At 65.3% G+C, this 16,623-nt stretch carries 13 protein-coding genes; 6 read left to right on the top strand and 7 right to left on the bottom strand.

Features of this window, described 5'->3' with window-relative positions; translation table 11 throughout:
* Window positions 1-583 (top strand): molybdopterin oxidoreductase family protein (locus C7441_RS16170; protein ID WP_280523574.1); only part of this gene is annotated, 583 nt, incomplete at its 5' end.
* Between the two features lie 606 nt (window positions 584-1,189).
* A complete protein-coding gene (locus tag C7441_RS16165) occupies window positions 1,190-2,689 on the top strand; it encodes an amino acid permease (protein WP_425326592.1) in 1,500 nt (499 codons plus the stop codon).
* A 15-nt stretch (window positions 2,690-2,704) separates the two neighbouring features.
* On the opposite strand, the gene C7441_RS16160 is transcribed toward C7441_RS16165, so the two are convergent.
* Window positions 2,705-5,755: an aminotransferase class III-fold pyridoxal phosphate-dependent enzyme gene (locus C7441_RS16160; RefSeq protein ID WP_109613768.1), complete on the bottom strand. Its 3,051-nt coding sequence runs from the start codon at window positions 5,753-5,755 to the stop codon at window positions 2,705-2,707.
* Between the two features lie 121 nt (window positions 5,756-5,876).
* Between C7441_RS16160 and C7441_RS16155 the strand changes: the two genes are divergently transcribed.
* The gene (locus C7441_RS16155) at window positions 5,877-6,317 is read left to right on the top strand and encodes an Lrp/AsnC family transcriptional regulator (RefSeq protein ID WP_109613757.1); all 441 of its coding nucleotides are present in this window, start codon (window positions 5,877-5,879) and stop codon (window positions 6,315-6,317) included.
* Window positions 6,318-6,537: 220 nt separating this feature from the next.
* Here the strand turns inward: C7441_RS16155 and C7441_RS16150 are convergent, their stop codons facing one another.
* The 5 genes from C7441_RS16150 to C7441_RS16130 all read right to left on the bottom strand — a co-directional run bounded on the left by C7441_RS16150 (window position 6,538) and on the right by C7441_RS16130 (window position 11,913).
* Window positions 6,538-7,425: a polysaccharide deacetylase family protein gene (locus C7441_RS16150; RefSeq protein ID WP_109613756.1), complete on the bottom strand. Its 888-nt coding sequence runs from the start codon at window positions 7,423-7,425 to the stop codon at window positions 6,538-6,540.
* Window positions 7,426-7,445: 20 nt separating this feature from the next.
* Window positions 7,446-9,191, bottom strand: coding sequence for a dipeptide ABC transporter ATP-binding protein (locus tag C7441_RS16145; RefSeq protein WP_109613755.1), 1,746 nt, complete (start codon window positions 9,189-9,191; stop codon window positions 7,446-7,448).
* Window positions 9,191-10,072 carry an ABC transporter permease gene (locus tag C7441_RS16140; protein WP_019171930.1) on the bottom strand — a complete coding sequence of 294 codons (882 nt, stop codon included), beginning with the start codon at window positions 10,070-10,072 and terminating at the stop codon, window positions 9,191-9,193. The genes C7441_RS16145 and C7441_RS16140 overlap by 1 nt, the downstream gene beginning before the upstream one ends.
* Complete coding sequence (locus C7441_RS16135) at window positions 10,069-11,040, bottom strand: ABC transporter permease (RefSeq protein ID WP_109613754.1); 972 nt, start codon at window positions 11,038-11,040, stop codon at window positions 10,069-10,071. Before C7441_RS16135 ends, C7441_RS16140 begins: the two co-directional genes overlap by 4 nt.
* Window positions 11,041-11,211: 171 nt before the next feature.
* Window positions 11,212-11,913 carry a creatininase family protein gene (locus tag C7441_RS16130; protein ID WP_109613753.1) on the bottom strand — a complete coding sequence of 234 codons (702 nt, stop codon included), beginning with the start codon at window positions 11,911-11,913 and terminating at the stop codon, window positions 11,212-11,214.
* A 187-nt stretch (window positions 11,914-12,100) separates the two neighbouring features.
* On the opposite strand from C7441_RS16130, the gene C7441_RS16125 reads away from it, so the two are divergent.
* The 3 genes from C7441_RS16125 (at window position 12,101) to C7441_RS16115 (ending at window position 15,306) form a co-directional block, all read left to right on the top strand.
* A complete protein-coding gene (locus C7441_RS16125) occupies window positions 12,101-12,706 on the top strand; it encodes a MarR family winged helix-turn-helix transcriptional regulator (RefSeq protein WP_244425303.1) in 606 nt (201 codons plus the stop codon).
* A complete protein-coding gene (locus tag C7441_RS16120) occupies window positions 12,703-14,295 on the top strand; it encodes an ABC transporter substrate-binding protein (protein ID WP_109613752.1) in 1,593 nt (530 codons plus the stop codon). The genes C7441_RS16125 and C7441_RS16120 overlap by 4 nt, the downstream gene beginning before the upstream one ends.
* Window positions 14,296-14,361: 66 nt before the next feature.
* On the top strand, window positions 14,362-15,306 hold the full coding sequence (locus C7441_RS16115; protein WP_109613751.1) for an isoaspartyl peptidase/L-asparaginase family protein: 945 nt from the start codon (window positions 14,362-14,364) through the stop codon (window positions 15,304-15,306).
* A gap of 254 nt (window positions 15,307-15,560) precedes the next feature.
* Here the strand turns inward: C7441_RS16115 and C7441_RS16110 are convergent, their stop codons facing one another.
* A complete protein-coding gene (locus C7441_RS16110; protein WP_109613750.1) occupies window positions 15,561-16,622 on the bottom strand; it encodes an ornithine cyclodeaminase in 1,062 nt (353 codons plus the stop codon).
* Between the last annotated feature and the right edge of the window lies 1 nt (window position 16,623).

Genomic DNA, 16,623 nt, shown 5'->3' with positions numbered 1-16,623 from the left:
GGAGGTCTACACCGAGATGGCCAGCGTCATGCCCTCGCTGAACCATATTTCGTGGGAGCGCATCGAGCGCGAGGAATCGGTCATCTATCCGGCCGACGCCGACGACAAGCCGGGCAACGAGATCGTGTTCTCGTCCGGTTTCCCCACCTCGGACGGGCGCGCCCGCATCGTGCCGGCCGACCTCCTGCCGCCCGACGAGGTGCCGGACGCGGCCTACCCGCTGGTGCTGACCACCGGGCGCCTGCTGGAGCACTGGCACACCGGCGCCATGACGCGCCGTGCCGGCGTGCTCGACGCCATCGAGCCCTATGGCATCGCCGCCATGAACCCGCGCGAAATCGCCCGCAGCGGCCTGACGCCGGGGGACATGATTTCGGTGGAGACGCGGCGCGGCGTGGTGGAAGCCATCCTGCGCGCCGACCGCGAAGTCGCCGATGGCATGGTGTTCATGCCCTTCTGCTTCAACGAAAGCCCGGCCAACAGGCTGACCAACCCGATGCTCGACCCCTACGGCAAGATTCCGGAATTCAAATATTGCGCCGCGCGCATCGGGCGGGTGCAGCATGCCGAGGCCGCGGAATAGATCGAGCTCGCTCCTCCCTTTCTCCCCGCCGGGGGAGAAGGGGCCGCAAGGCGGCCGGATGTATCTCACAGGGGATATGATAGTCCCGCACGGTGACGGGAAAGCTTCTATCCGCCCCGTGGCAACGCCTCGGCACAGCGCGCGGCAATGAGGTCGAGCAATTCCTGCTGGCGGCTGTCGCCAGCCACCCCTGGCGCAGCGTCAGCCCGATCGCCCGCGATGTATGGGCCGGATCCATCGGCAGGGCTTTCATCAGGCCGCGCGCGATTTCCGCGACTGCCTGCAGATACGTAAAATCAGGTAGATAGAGCCGTTCCGAAACGTTCGTGAAAACGGGAATCGCTCCAGCCCCATTTTTCCTACACGATTTCGCGATCCGGCCATGCCGGTGGAACCTCCCGGCGCACTGGCGAATTGAGCCTGGCGACGATGCGCGAGAATGGCGGGCGCTCTGCCGGTTTCGCCTCCATCCGGCCGGGTCGCGATTTTTCTCACAATGAGCAGACGCATCGGCCGATGCCGGGGCATTCGCTGCCGGACAGCACCGCAGGCTCGCGGCATGACGACTTGCATCACGGATTACTTTGATCGGTGGAGGCGATTTTCATGTCAATGGCAGATTACATGCACAGGAAGTCGGTCGCCGATATTGTCGGCGAAGCCGGAAAGCACGCGCTCCCGCCGAGCCTCGGCGCGTTGAGCATCACCGCCCTGGGCATCGGCTGCATCATCGGCGCGGGCATCTTCGTGCTGACCGGCACGGCGGCGGCGCAATATGCCGGCCCGGCCATCATGCTTTCCTTCGTTCTGGGTGGCATCGCCTGCGCCTTCGTCGGGCTGTGCTATGCCGAGCTTGCCGCCCTGCTTCCGGTTTCGGGAAGCACCTACAGCTACACCTATGCCACGCTGGGCGAGCTGGTCGCCTGGATCATCGGCTGGGACCTCGTGCTGGAATATGCGATGGGGGCCGCCACCGTATCCGTCGGCTGGTCAGGCTATGTCGTCAGCCTGCTGGGCAATTTCGGCATCCATGTTCCGCCGGCCTTTGCGGCGGCACCCGAAACGGTCGCCGCGACGCTGCCCGACGGCACGATCGTCCATGGCATCGTCAACCTGCCTGCGGCGCTGATCGTCGCCGTCCTCACCCTCATGCTGATCATGGGCACGCGCGAATCGGCGCGGGTCAACAACATCATGGTCGCGGTGAAGCTGACCGTGGTGCTGGCCTTCATCCTGCTCGGTTCGGCCTATGTCACCACCGCCAACTGGCACCCGCTGGTGCCCGACAATACGGGCGCGTTCGGGCATTTCGGCTGGAGCGGCATATTGCGCGGCTCTGCCGTCGTGTTCTTCGCCTTCATCGGCTTCGACGCGGTGTCGACCGCCGCGCAGGAGGCCCGCAACCCGCAGCGCGACATGCCCATCGGCATTCTGGGATCGCTGTTGATCTGCACCCTGCTGTATATCGCCGTTTCGGCGGTGCTGACGGGCATCGTTCCCTATGGCCAGCTGAACGTCGCCGACCCGATCGCCAGGGCCGTGGACGTCATCGGGCTCACCTGGTTCTCGGTGCTCATCAAGATCGGCGCGCTGGCGGGCCTCACCACCGTCATTCTGGTGCTGCTCTACGGCCAGAGCCGCATTTTCTTCACCATCGCCAAGGACGGGCTGTTGCCGCCGATATTCGCCGAGGTGCATCCGACCCGCCACACGCCGTGGAAAAGCCAGCTCATGATCGGCACCATCGTCGCCATCGTCGCGGCGCTGACGCCCATCGGCATCCTTGGCGAGATGGTCAGCATCGGCACGCTGTTCGCCTTCTGCCTGGTGTGCGGCGCGGTGCTTTATCTGCGCAAGAGCCATGCCGATGTGGCGCGGCCGTTCCGCACACCCGGCGTACCGTTCGTGCCGATCCTGGGCATCCTGTTCTGCCTGCTCCTGATGGTCGGGCTGCCTCTGGAAACCTGGCTGCGGCTGGTGGTGTGGCTGGTGATCGGGCTCGCCGTCTATTTCCTCTACGGGCACAAGCATGCGGCGCTGCGCAATGCCTCCGCACCGCCGGCCGCGCACCGTGAATTGCGCAAGGACGTCCGCATGGATCGATGAGACGTGGCCTCGGCTTCAGCCTTCCGCCAGCACGGCCGCGATCGTATCGTCCAGCACGCTCACCAGATGGTCGGCATTGGCGCGGCTGAAGATCATCGGCGGGCGCATCTTCAGCACATTGTCGTGCGGACCCTCGGTGCCGATCAGCACGCCGCGCTTGCGCACGCCGTCATTGATGCGGCTGGCGAGCGCCGTTGCCGGCTCTTTCGTCTTGCGGTCGGCCACCAGTTCGATGCCGAGGAACAGGCCCGCGCCACGCACGTCGCCGATGATCTCGTAGCGTCCCTGTAGCTCGCGGAAACGGTCGAGAAGATACGCGCCGATCTCGGCCGCGTTCTGCCTGAGGCCGTCGCGCTCGATCACATCGAGCACCGCCAGCCCCGCCGCGCAGGAAACCGGGTTGCCCCCGAACGTGTTGAAATATTCCATGCCGTTGTTGAAGGACGCGGCGACCTCACGCGTCGTCACCACCGCCGACATCGGATGCCCGTTGCCGATCGGCTTGCCCATGGTGACGATGTCAGGCACCACGCCCTGCATCTCGAAGGCCCACCAGTGGCTGCCGACGCGGCCGAAACCCACCTGCACCTCGTCGGCGATGCACACGCCGCCAGCGGCGCGCACCATGGCATACACTTCTTTGAGGTAGCCCTCCGGCAAAAACACCTGGCCGGCGACGCTCGGGATGGACTCGGCGATGAAGAATGCCGGCGCGCGGCCTTGGGCGCGCATGGCCTCAATCTGCTCGGCGATGTTCTGGGCAAAACGCTTCGCGTGCTCCTCCAGCGGCCAGTCCACCGGGGCGCGGTAGCTGTCGGGAATGACGGCCTCGAACACATGCGCCGGCCGCCCCTTGCCGCCCTTGCGCTTGTATTTGTAGGGGCTGAGGTCGATAAGCTCCTGCGTGGTGCCGTGATAGGCCCAGTCGAGCACGATGGCGTCGTTCTGACCGGTGTGGGCACGCGCCATGCGCAGCGCGAGGCTGTTGGCCTCGCTGCCCGAGCAGGCGAAACTCGCCACCGCCAGCCCGTCGGGCAGTGTCGCCGTCAGCCGCTCGGCGTAAGTGACGATTGCGTCGTGCAGGTAGCGCGTGTTGGTGTTGAGCTTCGCCGCCTGTGTGGCGATGGCCTCCACCACATCAGGGTGGGCGTGGCCGAGATGGCAGACATTGTTGAAGCAATCGAGATAGGCGCGGCCACGGTTGTCGATCAGCCATGCGCCTTCGCCACGCACGAACTTGATCGGCTCGGAATAGGAGATCGACAGATTCGGCAGCAGCGTTTCCTTGCGCGCCGCCACGATCTCGGGCCGGGTGCGCCCGCTCTGGTGAAAAGTCTCGGCCGGAATTCCGGCCAGCACCGAGGCGTCCGGAAACAACTCTGCCCAGACATCGAGATAGCGCGCCTCGCCGACGCCCAGAACGTCGCGCGCGGCAAGCCCCGGATCGGTGGAAATCTGGAAATGCAGATGCGGCGCCCAGCCGCCATTCTCTTCCGGCGCGCCCATCATGGCGACGAGATCGCCGGCCTCCAGCCGTTCGCCGGGCTTCAGCCGTGTCGTCACCTCATGCGCCAGATGCCCCCAGAGCGTCACGAAGGGCGGGCAGCCTTCGGGCAGGTGCTCCAGCGCCACCAGCCCGCCATAGCCGAGCGGGTCTTCCTCGATCTCGACGCTCACCACCGTCGCCGCCAGCGGCGTGTAGAGCTTCGTACCGGCCGCCATGAAGAGGTCGAGGCCGAGATGGTGGATGCGCCGCTCGCCCTCCACGAAGCGCGACCTGAACATGTCGCCGGCATAGACCGTGCGCGCCTCGCCCCACGGCCCCATGCCGAGCTCGATGCCGTGTTTGGCGCAATAGTCGTCCCACCAGGCGGTGGCCTCGTGCGGCCGCTGGCCGGCGGAATCGACGGTCATCGGATGGTGCGGGTCGCCATAGGGCACCAGCGCCTTGGTCAGCGTTGCCGGATGGCGGTCGAGGATCGGGGCGAGTTGCTTGCGATGCGCCGCGATCCAGTTCGTCACGGCGCGCGCGCCGGGCGTGGCGTCGAAGCCGCAGCCATGGCGCAGGATCGCGGTGGCAAAGCGCGGCTTCATCGCGCCCAGCCTGCGCAGCAGCCGCCAGGCGGGCGCCTCGCTGATGGCAAGATAGGGGTTGTCCTCGGTCTGCCGGCGCCGCGCCGCTGACAGCGTGACGCTGATGACCAGCCGCATGGCGATGAGGTCGAACAGCACGTCCAGCTCTTCCTCGTGCAGCTTATATTCGCGGTGAAAGCCGGCCGCCAGCCGTGCCGCCGCGCCGATCGGGTCTTCCATGTCGAGGATCGAATAGGCGCAGGCCACCGCCACTTCGGCGATCAGCACCGAATGCAGGGCATCGCCGAAATCGATCAGCCCGGTCACGCGCGGCGCACCGGCCTCGTCCACCAGCACGTTCCAGTCATTGGCGTCGTTGTGGATCACCTGCGCGCGCAGTGAGGGCAGGCGCGGCGCGACTTCCGCGTCGAAGCGGTCGAGGAAGCATTCCACAAGCGCCCGGTCATCAGCGTCCGCTATGTGGTGCAGGCGCTGGCGCGAGGCGCCGGCGCGGCGGATGTCCCAGTCGAAGCTGCGCAGCGCGCCGGGATGGATAAAACCCTGCAAGGCGCGGTCAAGCTTGCCGAGCGTGCTCCCAAGGCTTTCCAGCAGTTCCGGCGTGCGCCGGGCTTCAGCAAACGGCTTGCCCGGCAGCCACGAAACCATGCGCAGCGCATGCTTCCCGCCTTCGGCGCCTTCCACATAGGCCAGCGCCTCGCCAGCGCCGCTCATCTTCAGGCGTGGCACGGCAAGGTCGGGCGCCGTGCGCGCCAGATGCTCCAGCAGCGCGGTCTGGAACTCGCTTTCGGCGTGCGGCTCGCTGGCATTGACGATCTTGAAAATCCAGCCGCCTTCGGGCATGGCCAGCCGCACGTTCTGGTCGCGCTCGCTGTCGAGCGGGCTTGCCTCGCCGCTCACGCCGAAATGGCTTTGCGCCAGCTCCTTCGCGGTTTCGAGGGAGAAATCGGGAGCGGGATGGTTCACGTCGGTCATGATGGGCCCGGATTTTTGATTTGCGCGAAGCTTGGCACGCGCCGAAAAATCAGGCATCCGGCAAAGCGCCGGTTGCACCGGCAGTTTGCCTGCTGATATCGACAAAGTGACGGAGCCGCCCATGAAGGAACCCGACGCCAAGGACAGGGAAATTCTCGGCATCCTGTCGAAGGAGGCGCGCATTCCGCTGAAGACGCTGGCGGGCCGCATCGGCCTGTCGCGCAGCGCCACCAGCGAGCGGGTCGCGCAGCTCGAAAAGGCAGGCGTGATCCGGGGTTATCGCGCCGACATCGGCCAGATGGGCGAGGGACTGGTCTGCGCCTTCCTGCTGGTCACGCTGGTGCGCACGCCTTCGCTCGGCATCCTGGACGAGCTTGCCCGCTACCCGGACGTGCGCCGTGTGTCGTCCGTCAGCGGCCAGCTCGATCTGGTGGTGGAGGTGGAAGTTCCCTCGATCGACCGCCTCAACACGCTGCGCGATCTCATCGCCAGCCATCAGGGGGTGGACGATCTCACCACGGCGATCGTGCTGCGCCGGGACATAGAGAGGATGGCGGGGTAGGGAGGCTTACCCCCACCCCTAACCCCTCCCCACCAGGGGGAGGGGGACGACTTCATCACGGTAGCCGCCAGAACAGTGAAGGTTGGCGGCGGACGGTCCCGCAGCAAAATTCCCCTCCCCCTTGTGGGGGAGGGGTTAGGGGTGGGGGTATTCATGTCGTTCCGGGAGCAAGCGAGGGTGCCTGGGCGAGCGGTAAAACCACCCGCGCCGGGCAAAAAGATCAGTCCTTCAGACCCTGTGCGGCATAGGCCGCGATGTCGGCATGGGTGGCGAACCACACATCGTCATGGCCGCGAATGTGGCGGATCAGCTCTTCCAGAACCGAGATGCGAGAGCGGTAGCCGATGACATGCGGGTGCATGGTGAGCAGGAACAGGCCGCCCTCCTCATAGGCACGGTCGAACTCGCGGCGGAACACTTCCAGCACGCCCGACGGCGGCATGTAGGGGCGCAGCGCCGTGAAGCGGTTCATGTTGAAATAGACCGCGTCGTCGCGGATCCACTCCACCGGCAGTTCCACGATGCCGGTCGGTTCGCCGTCTTCGAGGATTTCGTAGGGATCGTCGTCGGCCATCAGCGAGGAATCGTAGAGCAGGCCGAGTTCGCGCTGAATCTGCAGCGTGACCTGCGAGAAATCCCAGGAGGGCGTGCGCATGCCCACCGGCCGCACGCCGGTGATCTTTTCCAGCGCGTCGGCGGCGCGGAAATGCAGGTCGCGCTCATCCTGCGGCGGCACCTTGGTGTTCAGCTCGTGGATCCAGCCATGCAGGCCGATCTCATGTCCTTCCGCGATCACGCGGCGCTGCTCGTCGGGATAGAGCAGGCCCACCACCGCCGGCACGAAGAAGGTCGCGTTGATGTCGTTGTCGGCGAGCGTCTTCAAGATGCGCGGAATGCCCATGCGGTTGCCGTACTGGCCCTGCGACATGCGGCCGATGGATTCGCCGCCGTCGCGCAGCTCGTTGGTTTCGTGGTCGCTGTCGAAGGACAGCGCCACCGCGCAGCGTGCGCCGTTCTTCCAGCTTTTCGGCTTCAGCGAGCGCCCGGCGCGCACCTTGCCTACCTTGCCGCGCCAGACCTCTTCATCCCACTGCCAGGGTTCCATCATTTGCCTCCGATTTCGATGGGTCAAAGAACGGCTTCTTCCGCCGCCTGTGGCAGAACCGGAACGGCCGCGAGCAGCCGGCGGGTGTAGTCGTCCTTGGGGTTGTCGTAGATGTCGGCCGTTTCACCGGCCTCCACGATGCGGCCGCGATACATGATCGCGACGCGGTCGCACAAATGCCGCACGACGGAGAGGTCGTGCGAAATGAAGATCAGCGTCAGGTTCAGTTCCTGCCGCAGCCGGATCAGGAGGTTGATGATCTGCGCCTGGATCGACACGTCGAGCGAGGCCACCGGCTCGTCGCACACCACGATGTCGGGCTGCATGGCCAGCGCGCGGGCAATCGCCACGCGCTGGCGCTGGCCGCCGGAGAACTGGTGCGGGTAGCGCCCGGCGAATGCAGGGTCGAGACCCACCGCCGCCAGCCACTGGCGCACATATTCGCCCGCCTGCGCGCGCTTGACCAGCCCGTGCGCCAGCGGCCCTTCGGAAATACAGTCGCCGATATGCATTCGCGGATCGAGCGAGGCGAACGGATCCTGGAAGATGGTCTGGATGCGCGTGGTGATCTTCCTGGCCGAGCGGCCGGAAGACATCACCTGCTCGCCCTGCAGCCGCACCGTGCCGGCGGTCGGCACATAGATGCCCGCCGCCATGCGTCCCAACGTGGACTTGCCGCTGCCGGATTCGCCGACGAGGCCGAGTGCATCGCCGCGCGACAGCGTCAGGCTGACTTTGTCCACTGCGTTGACGACCGGCACGGGCCTGGCCAGCCCGATCTTCTCGCCGAGGGCATGCACCAGCCCGGTGTTGCGGCGGAACTGCTTGCTGACGCCATCGATCGCGAAATAGGGCACGTCGGCCCGCGCGGGGGCCTTGGCGGCTGCTTCGCGGCGCGGCGGCGGCGCCGGGTCTGGCTCGCTGTCGCCGCTGTTGCGGGCAAGCAGCGCGCCGGGTTCAGAGCGCGAGGGCAGGGCGTCCAGAAGGCCGCGCGTGTAGGGGTGCTGGGGTTTCAGCAGCACGTCCATGGTCGGCCCGGCCTCGACGATGCGGCCGGTCTTCATCACCGCCACGTGGTCGGCGATGGAGGCAACGGTGGCGAGGTCATGGCTGATCCAGATCAGCGCCGTGCCGATCTCCTTCACCAGCTCCTTCATCTCGGCGAGGATTTCGGCCTGCACCGAAACGTCGAGCGCGGTGGTCGGCTCGTCGGCGATGACGAGCCTGGGCTTGTGCAGCAGCGCAATCGCGATCGCCACGCGCTGGCGCATGCCGCCGGAGAACTGGTGCGGATAGAAATCCACCTTCTGTTCAGGGTCGGGAATGCGCACCTGCGCAAGTGCCGCTATGGCGCGCTTGCGGGCCTCGGCGGCGGAGACCTTTTCATGCGCTTCGAGCGCGAGCCTGATCTGCGTCTCGATGCTGAGCACGGGGTTCAGCGTCATCATCGGATCCTGGAAGACCATGGAGATGGTCTTGCCGCGGATGGCGCGCAACTGGTCGGCCGGCAGGCCGACGATCTCGCGGCCCTCCAGCCTGATGGAGGAACCGCTTTCGATGCGGCCGGGCTGGTCGATCAGGCCGATGATGGAGAAGCCGGTGATGCTCTTGCCCGAGCCGGATTCACCCACCAGCCCCATCACCTCGCCGGGGGCGAGGCTGAAGGACACGCCGTCCACCGCCTTCATCACGCCTCGGGAGGTGTGGAAATAGGTCTTGAGGTCGCTGACCTGGAGAAGCGGCGTCGTCATTTCTGCAGCCTTGGCCATCATTTTTGCAGCCTTGGATTGAGCTGGTCGCGGATCTGGTCGCCGACCAGATTGAGCGAGACGATGAAGATGATCAGTGCGATGCCGGGATAGATGGAAATCCAGTAGCGGCCCGAAAGGAGATACTGGAAGCCGTTGGCGATCAGCATGCCCAGCGACGGTTCCGTGGGCGGCAGGCCGACCCCGAGGAAGGAGAGCGTCGCTTCGAGTGAGATGGCGCTCGCCACCTGCACGGTGGCGACCACGATCAGCGGCGGCAGCGAGTTCGGCAAAATGTGCCGCAGCACCACGCGCCGCGCCTTCAGCGGCACCGAAAGGGCGGCCTCCACATAATCCTTCTGGCGTTCGGCCGATGCCGCGCCATGCGCGGTGCGGGCGAAATAGGCATATTGCGCGAAGATCAGGGCGAGGATGAGCTGGTAGCGGCCCTGGCCGAGGATCGCGGCGATCACGAAGGCCAGCAGGATCGCCGGGAAGGAGAGCTGCAGGTCGACGATGCGCATCAGCAGGCTTTCCACGCGCCCGCCGATATAGGCGGCGCTGGTGCCCACCAGCGCGCCGACGGTGAAGGCGACGGCGCCCGAGATGGCGCCGATCTGGAGCGAGATGCGCAGGCCGTAGAGGATGGCCGAGAGCAGGTCGCGCCCCTGGGAATCCGTGCCGAGCAGATGGACGTAGCCGCCGCTGCCGACAAAGCCGGGCGCGCGGCGCGCATCGCGCAGTGCCAGACGGGCGAGGTCGTAGGGGTCCTGCGGCGCGATCAGCGGTGCGGCCAGCGCCACCACCACGATCAGCAGCGTGACGATGCCGGCGGCGAGCGCCACGCGGTTGCGCGAGAACTCGACGAAGAAGTCGCGCCAGGGTGAGGAAGCGTTGGTCATGCCCGTCCCTTTCTCAGGCGCGGATCAAGCAGCGCGTAGACGAGGTCCACCGACAGATTGATGATGATGAAGAGCAGGGCGACCAGCATCAGATAGGCGACCATCACCGGGCGATCGAGCGAGGTGATGCTGTCGATGATGAGCTTGCCCAGACCCGGCCAGGAAAAGATCGTCTCGGTCACGACCGCGAAGGCCAGCGTCGAGCCGAATTCGAGACCGAAGACGGTGACGAGCGGGATCGAGATCAGCTTCATGACGTGCCGCGTCAGGATGGTGCGCTCGCTGAGCCCGGCCGCACGGGCGAATTTCACCGTGTCGCTCAGCATGATCTCGCGGGTGCCGGCGCGCGCCAGGCGGATCATCATGGAGAGCTTGAACAGCGCCAGATTGATCGCCGGCAAGAGCAGGTGCTTCATGCCGTTGGCGGTGAGGAAGCTCCATTCGACGCCGAACAGCGACACCGTATCGCCGCGCCCGCCGGCCGGCATGCAGCCGCATTGCACGGCAAATACCATGATCAGCATCAGGCCGAACCAGAAAGTCGGCACCGAGAAGCCGAGGATCGACGCGCCCATGATGATGCGCGCGGCCGGGCTTTGCGGCTTGTAGCCGGCATAGACGCCGAGCGGAATGCCGATGCAGGACGCAAGCAGCACCGCGAAAATGGTCAGCTCCAGCGTGGCGGGCAGACGCGACAGGATCAGCGAGCCCACCGGCATGCCATAGATGAAGGAGGTGCCGAAATCGCCATGCAGCAGGCGGCTGGCGAATTGCAGATATTGCTGCCACAGCGGCAGGTCGAGGCCGTAGCGCGCGATCACCTGCGCGCGGATTTCCTGCGTGGCGTCGGGCGAGATCAGCACGTCGATCGGATTGCCGACGGCGAACACCCCGCAAAAGACCAGGACGGACATCGCGATGACCACGAGCCCCGCCTGGAACAAGCGTTGGAAGATGAATGAGAACATCGCTCCCCTGCTGCGCCCTTCGCGGGCGTCGTCTTGCCGTTGTTGCTAGGGTCTGATGACGTTTTCTCGAATTGCCACCAGGCTCTGTCTATTTGTTGGAGCGTGATCTTTTCCGAAAACCGGTTCCCACATTTCGGGATCACGCTCCGGTAGGTCAGGCTTTATGCGGTTTCAGTCCCAATCGGATTCCAGAAGCGCGCGCGTCTCGGCGACAGCCACGTCCCAGATCGCCAGCATGTCTTCGTCGGGGCGCTGGAACAGGCCGTGATAATTGCCTTCGCCCAGCATCTCGCGCTTGGTGGCGGCATCCACCCGCGCCAGCCGGGCGAAGTCGATGCGCGGCTTGGCCCCGGCCGGCTGCTCCACGCCGGCAAGCCGGGTCCACGGGAAATTCTCCATCCACGAGGCATGCGAGGCGGCCGGATCGATTTCCATCACCTTGGCCCAGGTCTGCGGCGCGCGCCACCAGTCGTGCATCTTCACGCGGGCGGCCGGATGCGCGTTCAGCCATTCCGAGATCAGGGCGGTGATCGGCGTGTTGCCGCCATGGCCGTTGACGATGAGGATGCGGCGGAAGCCCGAACGGTACATGCTGTCGAGCAGGTCGCCGATCAGGGCGATATAGGTCGACAGCTTCAGCGTCATCGTCCCCGGATAGGTGGCGAAGGACGACGCCAGCCCATAGGGCACGACCGGGAAGACCGGCACGCCGGACGGCGCGGCCGCGTCGGCGGAAACCTTTTCGGCAAGGATCATGTCCGTGCACAGGCTGAGATAGGCGTGCTGCTCGACGCTGCCGATGGGAAGGATGCAGCGGTCGTCATGTGCGGCGCGCTCTTCCACCTGTATCCAGTTCATGTCGGCAATGTTCATTCCATCTCTTCCCGAATTGCAGAACCCGTGTTCCGCGTGAACGCCAGCGCGCGCAAAAAGCTTGGTCGGCGTTCCCGTCGCAATGGTTCAATATTGTTCTATTAGGAACTAAAAAAAGAAATTGACAGTGGTTTTCCGCTAAGTCAAGTTCCATACGGAACAAACAGCGGGCAGAGGAGGGCAGCTCGTGGCGTCGCCTGAAAGCGAGTCGATGACTCTGGATATGCTGCTCATGGAGGCAGGGCGACAGGACGTGCCGGACGGCGCGGTCGATGAGCTCGTCACTGTCAAGCTGTGGCAGAATCCCTGCTGGTTTTCCTTCCGGATCAATTTCCTGGCGCTGCAGTTCAACGTGCCGGTCTATCGTTGGATCGAGACCGAGTTCGGGCTCCAGCGGGTCGAGTTCGTCGTGCTCTATTCGCTGGCGCTGAAGAACGGCGTCACCGCCAGCGCGATCTGCAATTCCTCCGGCTTCCCGCGCAACACCATCAGCCGCGCGATCCAGAAGCTGATCGACAAGAACATCATCCGGCGCGAAGTCGATTCCAACGACCTCCGGAGCTTCGTCCTTTATCTCACCGACGAAGGCAGGCGCATCGTTGACGAGGCCATGCAGCCCATGCAGGAACGCGAGCAGATCATGCTGTCGGGGCTTAGCCCGGCGGAAAAGCTGATGTTGTCCGAGCTGCTGGCAAAAGTCGTCCGCGAGTCGCGAAAATGGCCGGAAACCTGGCCGTCAAACAGCAAGTCCAATCAAGAAACCGACACTTCAGAGGAGATGGAAGAGGTATGAATCTGTTGCGCGCAACCACGGGGCTCGCACTTGCCCTCGGCCTTTCGGCCAGCGTTTCCACCATGGCACTGGCGGCCGATCTGACGATCGCCGTTCGCGCCGGTCCGTCATCGATCGACCCCGACTTCACCGCTACGGGCACGCAGGCCGAGGCGATGAAGCACATCTACGACACGCTGATCAAATCCGGCGACAATCTGCAGCTCGAACCCGGCCTTGCCGAGAGCTGGGAGGCGCTGGACGACAGCACCTGGGAATTCAAGCTGCGCAAGGGCGTGAAGTTCCATGACGGTTCCGAGTTCACCGCCGAGGACGTGAAATTCTCCATCGAGCGCATTCCGCATGTCACCGGCCCCAACCCGACGACGGTCTATGTGCGTCGCGTGCAGGGCATCGAGATCGTCGATCCCTACACCATCCGCATCATGACCGACGGCCCGGCGCCGACGCTGCCGAACGACTTCATCCGCCTGTTCGTCGTCTCGCATGTGGCGGCCAAGGACTATTCCGCCTCGCCCGAAAACGCGACCGAAGGCTTCAACTCCGGCAAGGCGGCAATCGGCACCGGCCCCTATAAGTTCGTCTCCTGGACGCCGAAGGAACAGCTCGTTCTGGAGCGTTTCGACGACTACTGGGGCGGCAAGGAGCCGTGGGAAAAGGTGATCCGCAAGGAAATCCCGAACGATGCCGCGCGCGTCGCCCAGCTCAAGGCCGGTCAGGTCGATGTCGCCGCCCGCATTCCGGCGTCCGACATTCCCACGCTGGAGCAGGATTCCTCGCTCTCCATCGCCCGCATCGACAGCGTCTATTCCTTCCTGATCTATTTCGACTTCCGCGAGCAGACGCCGCAGGTGAAGGGCAATGACGGCGCGGCCCTGCCGAAAAACCCGTTCCTCGATCCGCGCGTGCGCGAGGCCTTCGATCTGGCGATCGACCGCGAGGCGATCACCGAGGTGGCGATGGAAGGCATGGGCAAGTCCCAGTCGCAGATCGTGACGCCGAACATCTTCGGCTATAATCCCGACATCCAGGTCACGCAGCCCGATCTCGACAAGGCCAAGCAGCTTATGGCCGATGCCGGTTATCCGGACGGTTTCAAGGTTGTGTTCAACTTCACCAACGACCGCCTGCCGAGCGACAAGGAAGTGGGCACCACCATCGCCCAGATGCTGGCCGCCATCAATGTGACGGTCGAGGCCGCCGCCCAGCCGGGCGCTGTCTACTTCCCGGCCAACACCCGCGGCGACTACAGCCTTGGCATGTCCGGCTGGGGCACGTTGACGGGCGAGGCCAACTACACGCTGGGCGCGCTGGCGCACACCAACGATCCGGCCACCAAGCTCGGCGCCTTCAACGTCCACTTCTACTCCAACCCGGAGATGGACAAGCTGACCGAAGCCGCCGCCGTGGAGATGGACACGGCCAAGCGCGAGAAGCTCTTGCAGGAGGCCAACGCCCTTGTCGCCAGGGAACGGCCGCTGCTGCCGATCGCTTCGACGGTTTCGGCCTGGGGGCTGAAGAAGGGGCTGACGATCAAGCCGCGTTCCGACGAGGACACGCTGGCCATGAACATCCGTCCGGCCGAGTGATCTGAACGCACGCACCGAGCGGTCGCCCTCCGGGGCGGCCGAATCTCCTTTAGGGAAAGAAACGGAATGGGACCTGTTGCACTGGCGATCCATGGCGGCTGCGGCGTCATGGCCAAGCTCGACCTGAGCGAAGAGGAATGGGCCGCCGCCCGCGTCGATCTGCGCCGCTCGCTGGAAGCCGGCTGGGCGGTTCTGTCGGCGGGCGGCCGCGCGCTCGATGCGGTCGAGGCGGCGGTGGTCGTCATGGAGGATTCGCCGCACTTCAACGCCGGCTATGGCGCGGCGCTCAACGCGGCCGGCTATCATGAGCTCGACGCCTCCATCATGGACGGCACCACGCAGACCGGCGGTGCGGTGGCCGGCAGCCGGCACATCCGCAACCCGGTCAAGGCGGCCCGCATGGTCATGGAGCGCGGCGAGATGGTGCTGGTCGCGGGCAAGGCGGCGGACGAATACGCCGAGGCCGGCGGGCTCGAAACCGTGCCCAACGACTATTTCACCACCGAGCGGCGCGTGAAGGCGCTGGCCGCCATGAAGGAACATGAGCGCAAGGGCACGGCCGCCGGGGCTTCGGAGTCGGAAAAGCACGGCACAGTGGGCGCCGTGGCGCTCGACGCCAAGGGACATCTCGCGGCCGCGACGTCGACAGGCGGCTACAACAACAAGCCCGAGGGCCGTGTGGGCGATTCACCGGTCATCGGCGCCGGCACCTATGCGCGCGACGGCGTCTGCGCGGTTTCGGGCACCGGCAAGGGCGAGTTCTTCATCCTGCATGCGGTGGGCCACGAAGTCGCCTCGCGCGTGGCCTATCTCGGCGAGAGTCTCGAGCAGGCGGCCTCCAAGGTCATCATCGAGGACTTCAAGCCTTATGGCATCGGCGCCGGGCTCGTGGCGGTCGATGCCATGGGCAATATTTCCGCGCCCTACAACACCGACGGCATGTTCCGCGGCTGGGTCACGGCCGAGGGCAAGTTCTTCGTAGCCACCCACGACCAGGTGTTTGCGCTGTAGTTTTTTTGCCCCCCCCGCCGCGTCATCCCGGAAGCCGAAGCGAAGCGCAGGCTATCCGGGACCCATTGAGAGGCGTGGCCGGGTGGCGGGTAGCGTCCGGCCGACGGGAAGCGTGAGGCCGGCACCAGGCTGTGCTCGATGATGTTGCGGCCAATGGGTCCTGGCCCAGCGGTCGCTTCGCTTCCTTGGCCGGGATGACGGCGGAGTGGCTGTCAGCGGTGGTGTGTACACCGCGCCCGAGAGACCATCACCCCTTATGCAACCTTCGCCTGCCTGGCCGCATGGCGCTGGAGCATGCCGAACAGGTCGCGCGGCTCGTCCGGGTCGGCGAGCAGGTCGAGCTTTTCGTAGAGGCCGGTCGATTGCAATTGATCGCGCACATAGCGCAGCGCCGAAAAATCCTCGGTGGCGAAGCCGACCGAGTCGAACAGGGTGATCTGGCGCGGGGCGCGCCTGCCTTGCGTCTCGCCCGTCATCACCTGCCACAGTTCGGTAACCGGGTGTTGCGCATCGAGTTGCTGGATTTCGCCCTCGATGCGGGTCTGCGGCGGATATTCCACGAAAATGTCGGAGCGCAGCAGGATGTCGCGGTGCAGTTCGGTCTTGCCGGGGCAATCGCCACCCACGGCATTGATGTGCACGCCGCTGCCGACCATGTTGTCGGTGAGGATCGTGGCGTACTGCTTGTCGGCGGTGACGGTGGTGATGATCTGCGCGCCTTCCACCGCCTCCTGGCCCGAACCGCAGATTTTTATGTCAAAACCCTTGCCGGCAAGGTTGCCGGCGCATTTGCGGCTGGCGGAAGCATCGATGTCGAAAAGGCGCAGCTTGTCGATGCCGAGCAGCGCCTGGAAGGCGAGCGCCTGGAACTCCGACTGCGCGCCGTTGCCGATGATGGCCATGCAGTCCGAACCCTTCGGCGCGAGATATTTGGCAGCCACCGCAGAGGTCGCCGCCGTGCGCAGCGCCGTCAGTATGGTCATCTCCGTCAGGAGCATCGGGTAGCCGCTGCCGACGTCGGCCAGCACGCCGAAGGCGGTGACGGTCTGGCGGCCGTCGCGCGTGTTGCTGGGGTGGCCGTTGACATATTTGAAGCCGTAGAGCTGGCCGTCGCTGGTCGGCATCAGCTCGATGACGCCTTCCTTCGAGTGAGAGGCGACGCGCGGTGTCTTGTCGAAGGTCGGCCAGCGCTTGAAATCCTCCTCGATATAGCCGGCGAGTTCGACGAGGAAGCGTTCCACGCCGATCTTCAGCACCAGCGTCATCATGTTGTCGACGCTGACGAAGGGAACGATGTTGAGGTCTGGCTGCGTCATC

Origin of the sequence: Pseudaminobacter salicylatoxidans (genome assembly GCF_003148475.1) — a bacterium.
In the GTDB taxonomy this organism is placed as follows: domain Bacteria; phylum Pseudomonadota; class Alphaproteobacteria; order Rhizobiales; family Rhizobiaceae; genus Pseudaminobacter; species Pseudaminobacter salicylatoxidans.
This window is presented reverse-complemented; position numbering and strand designations above follow the sequence as displayed.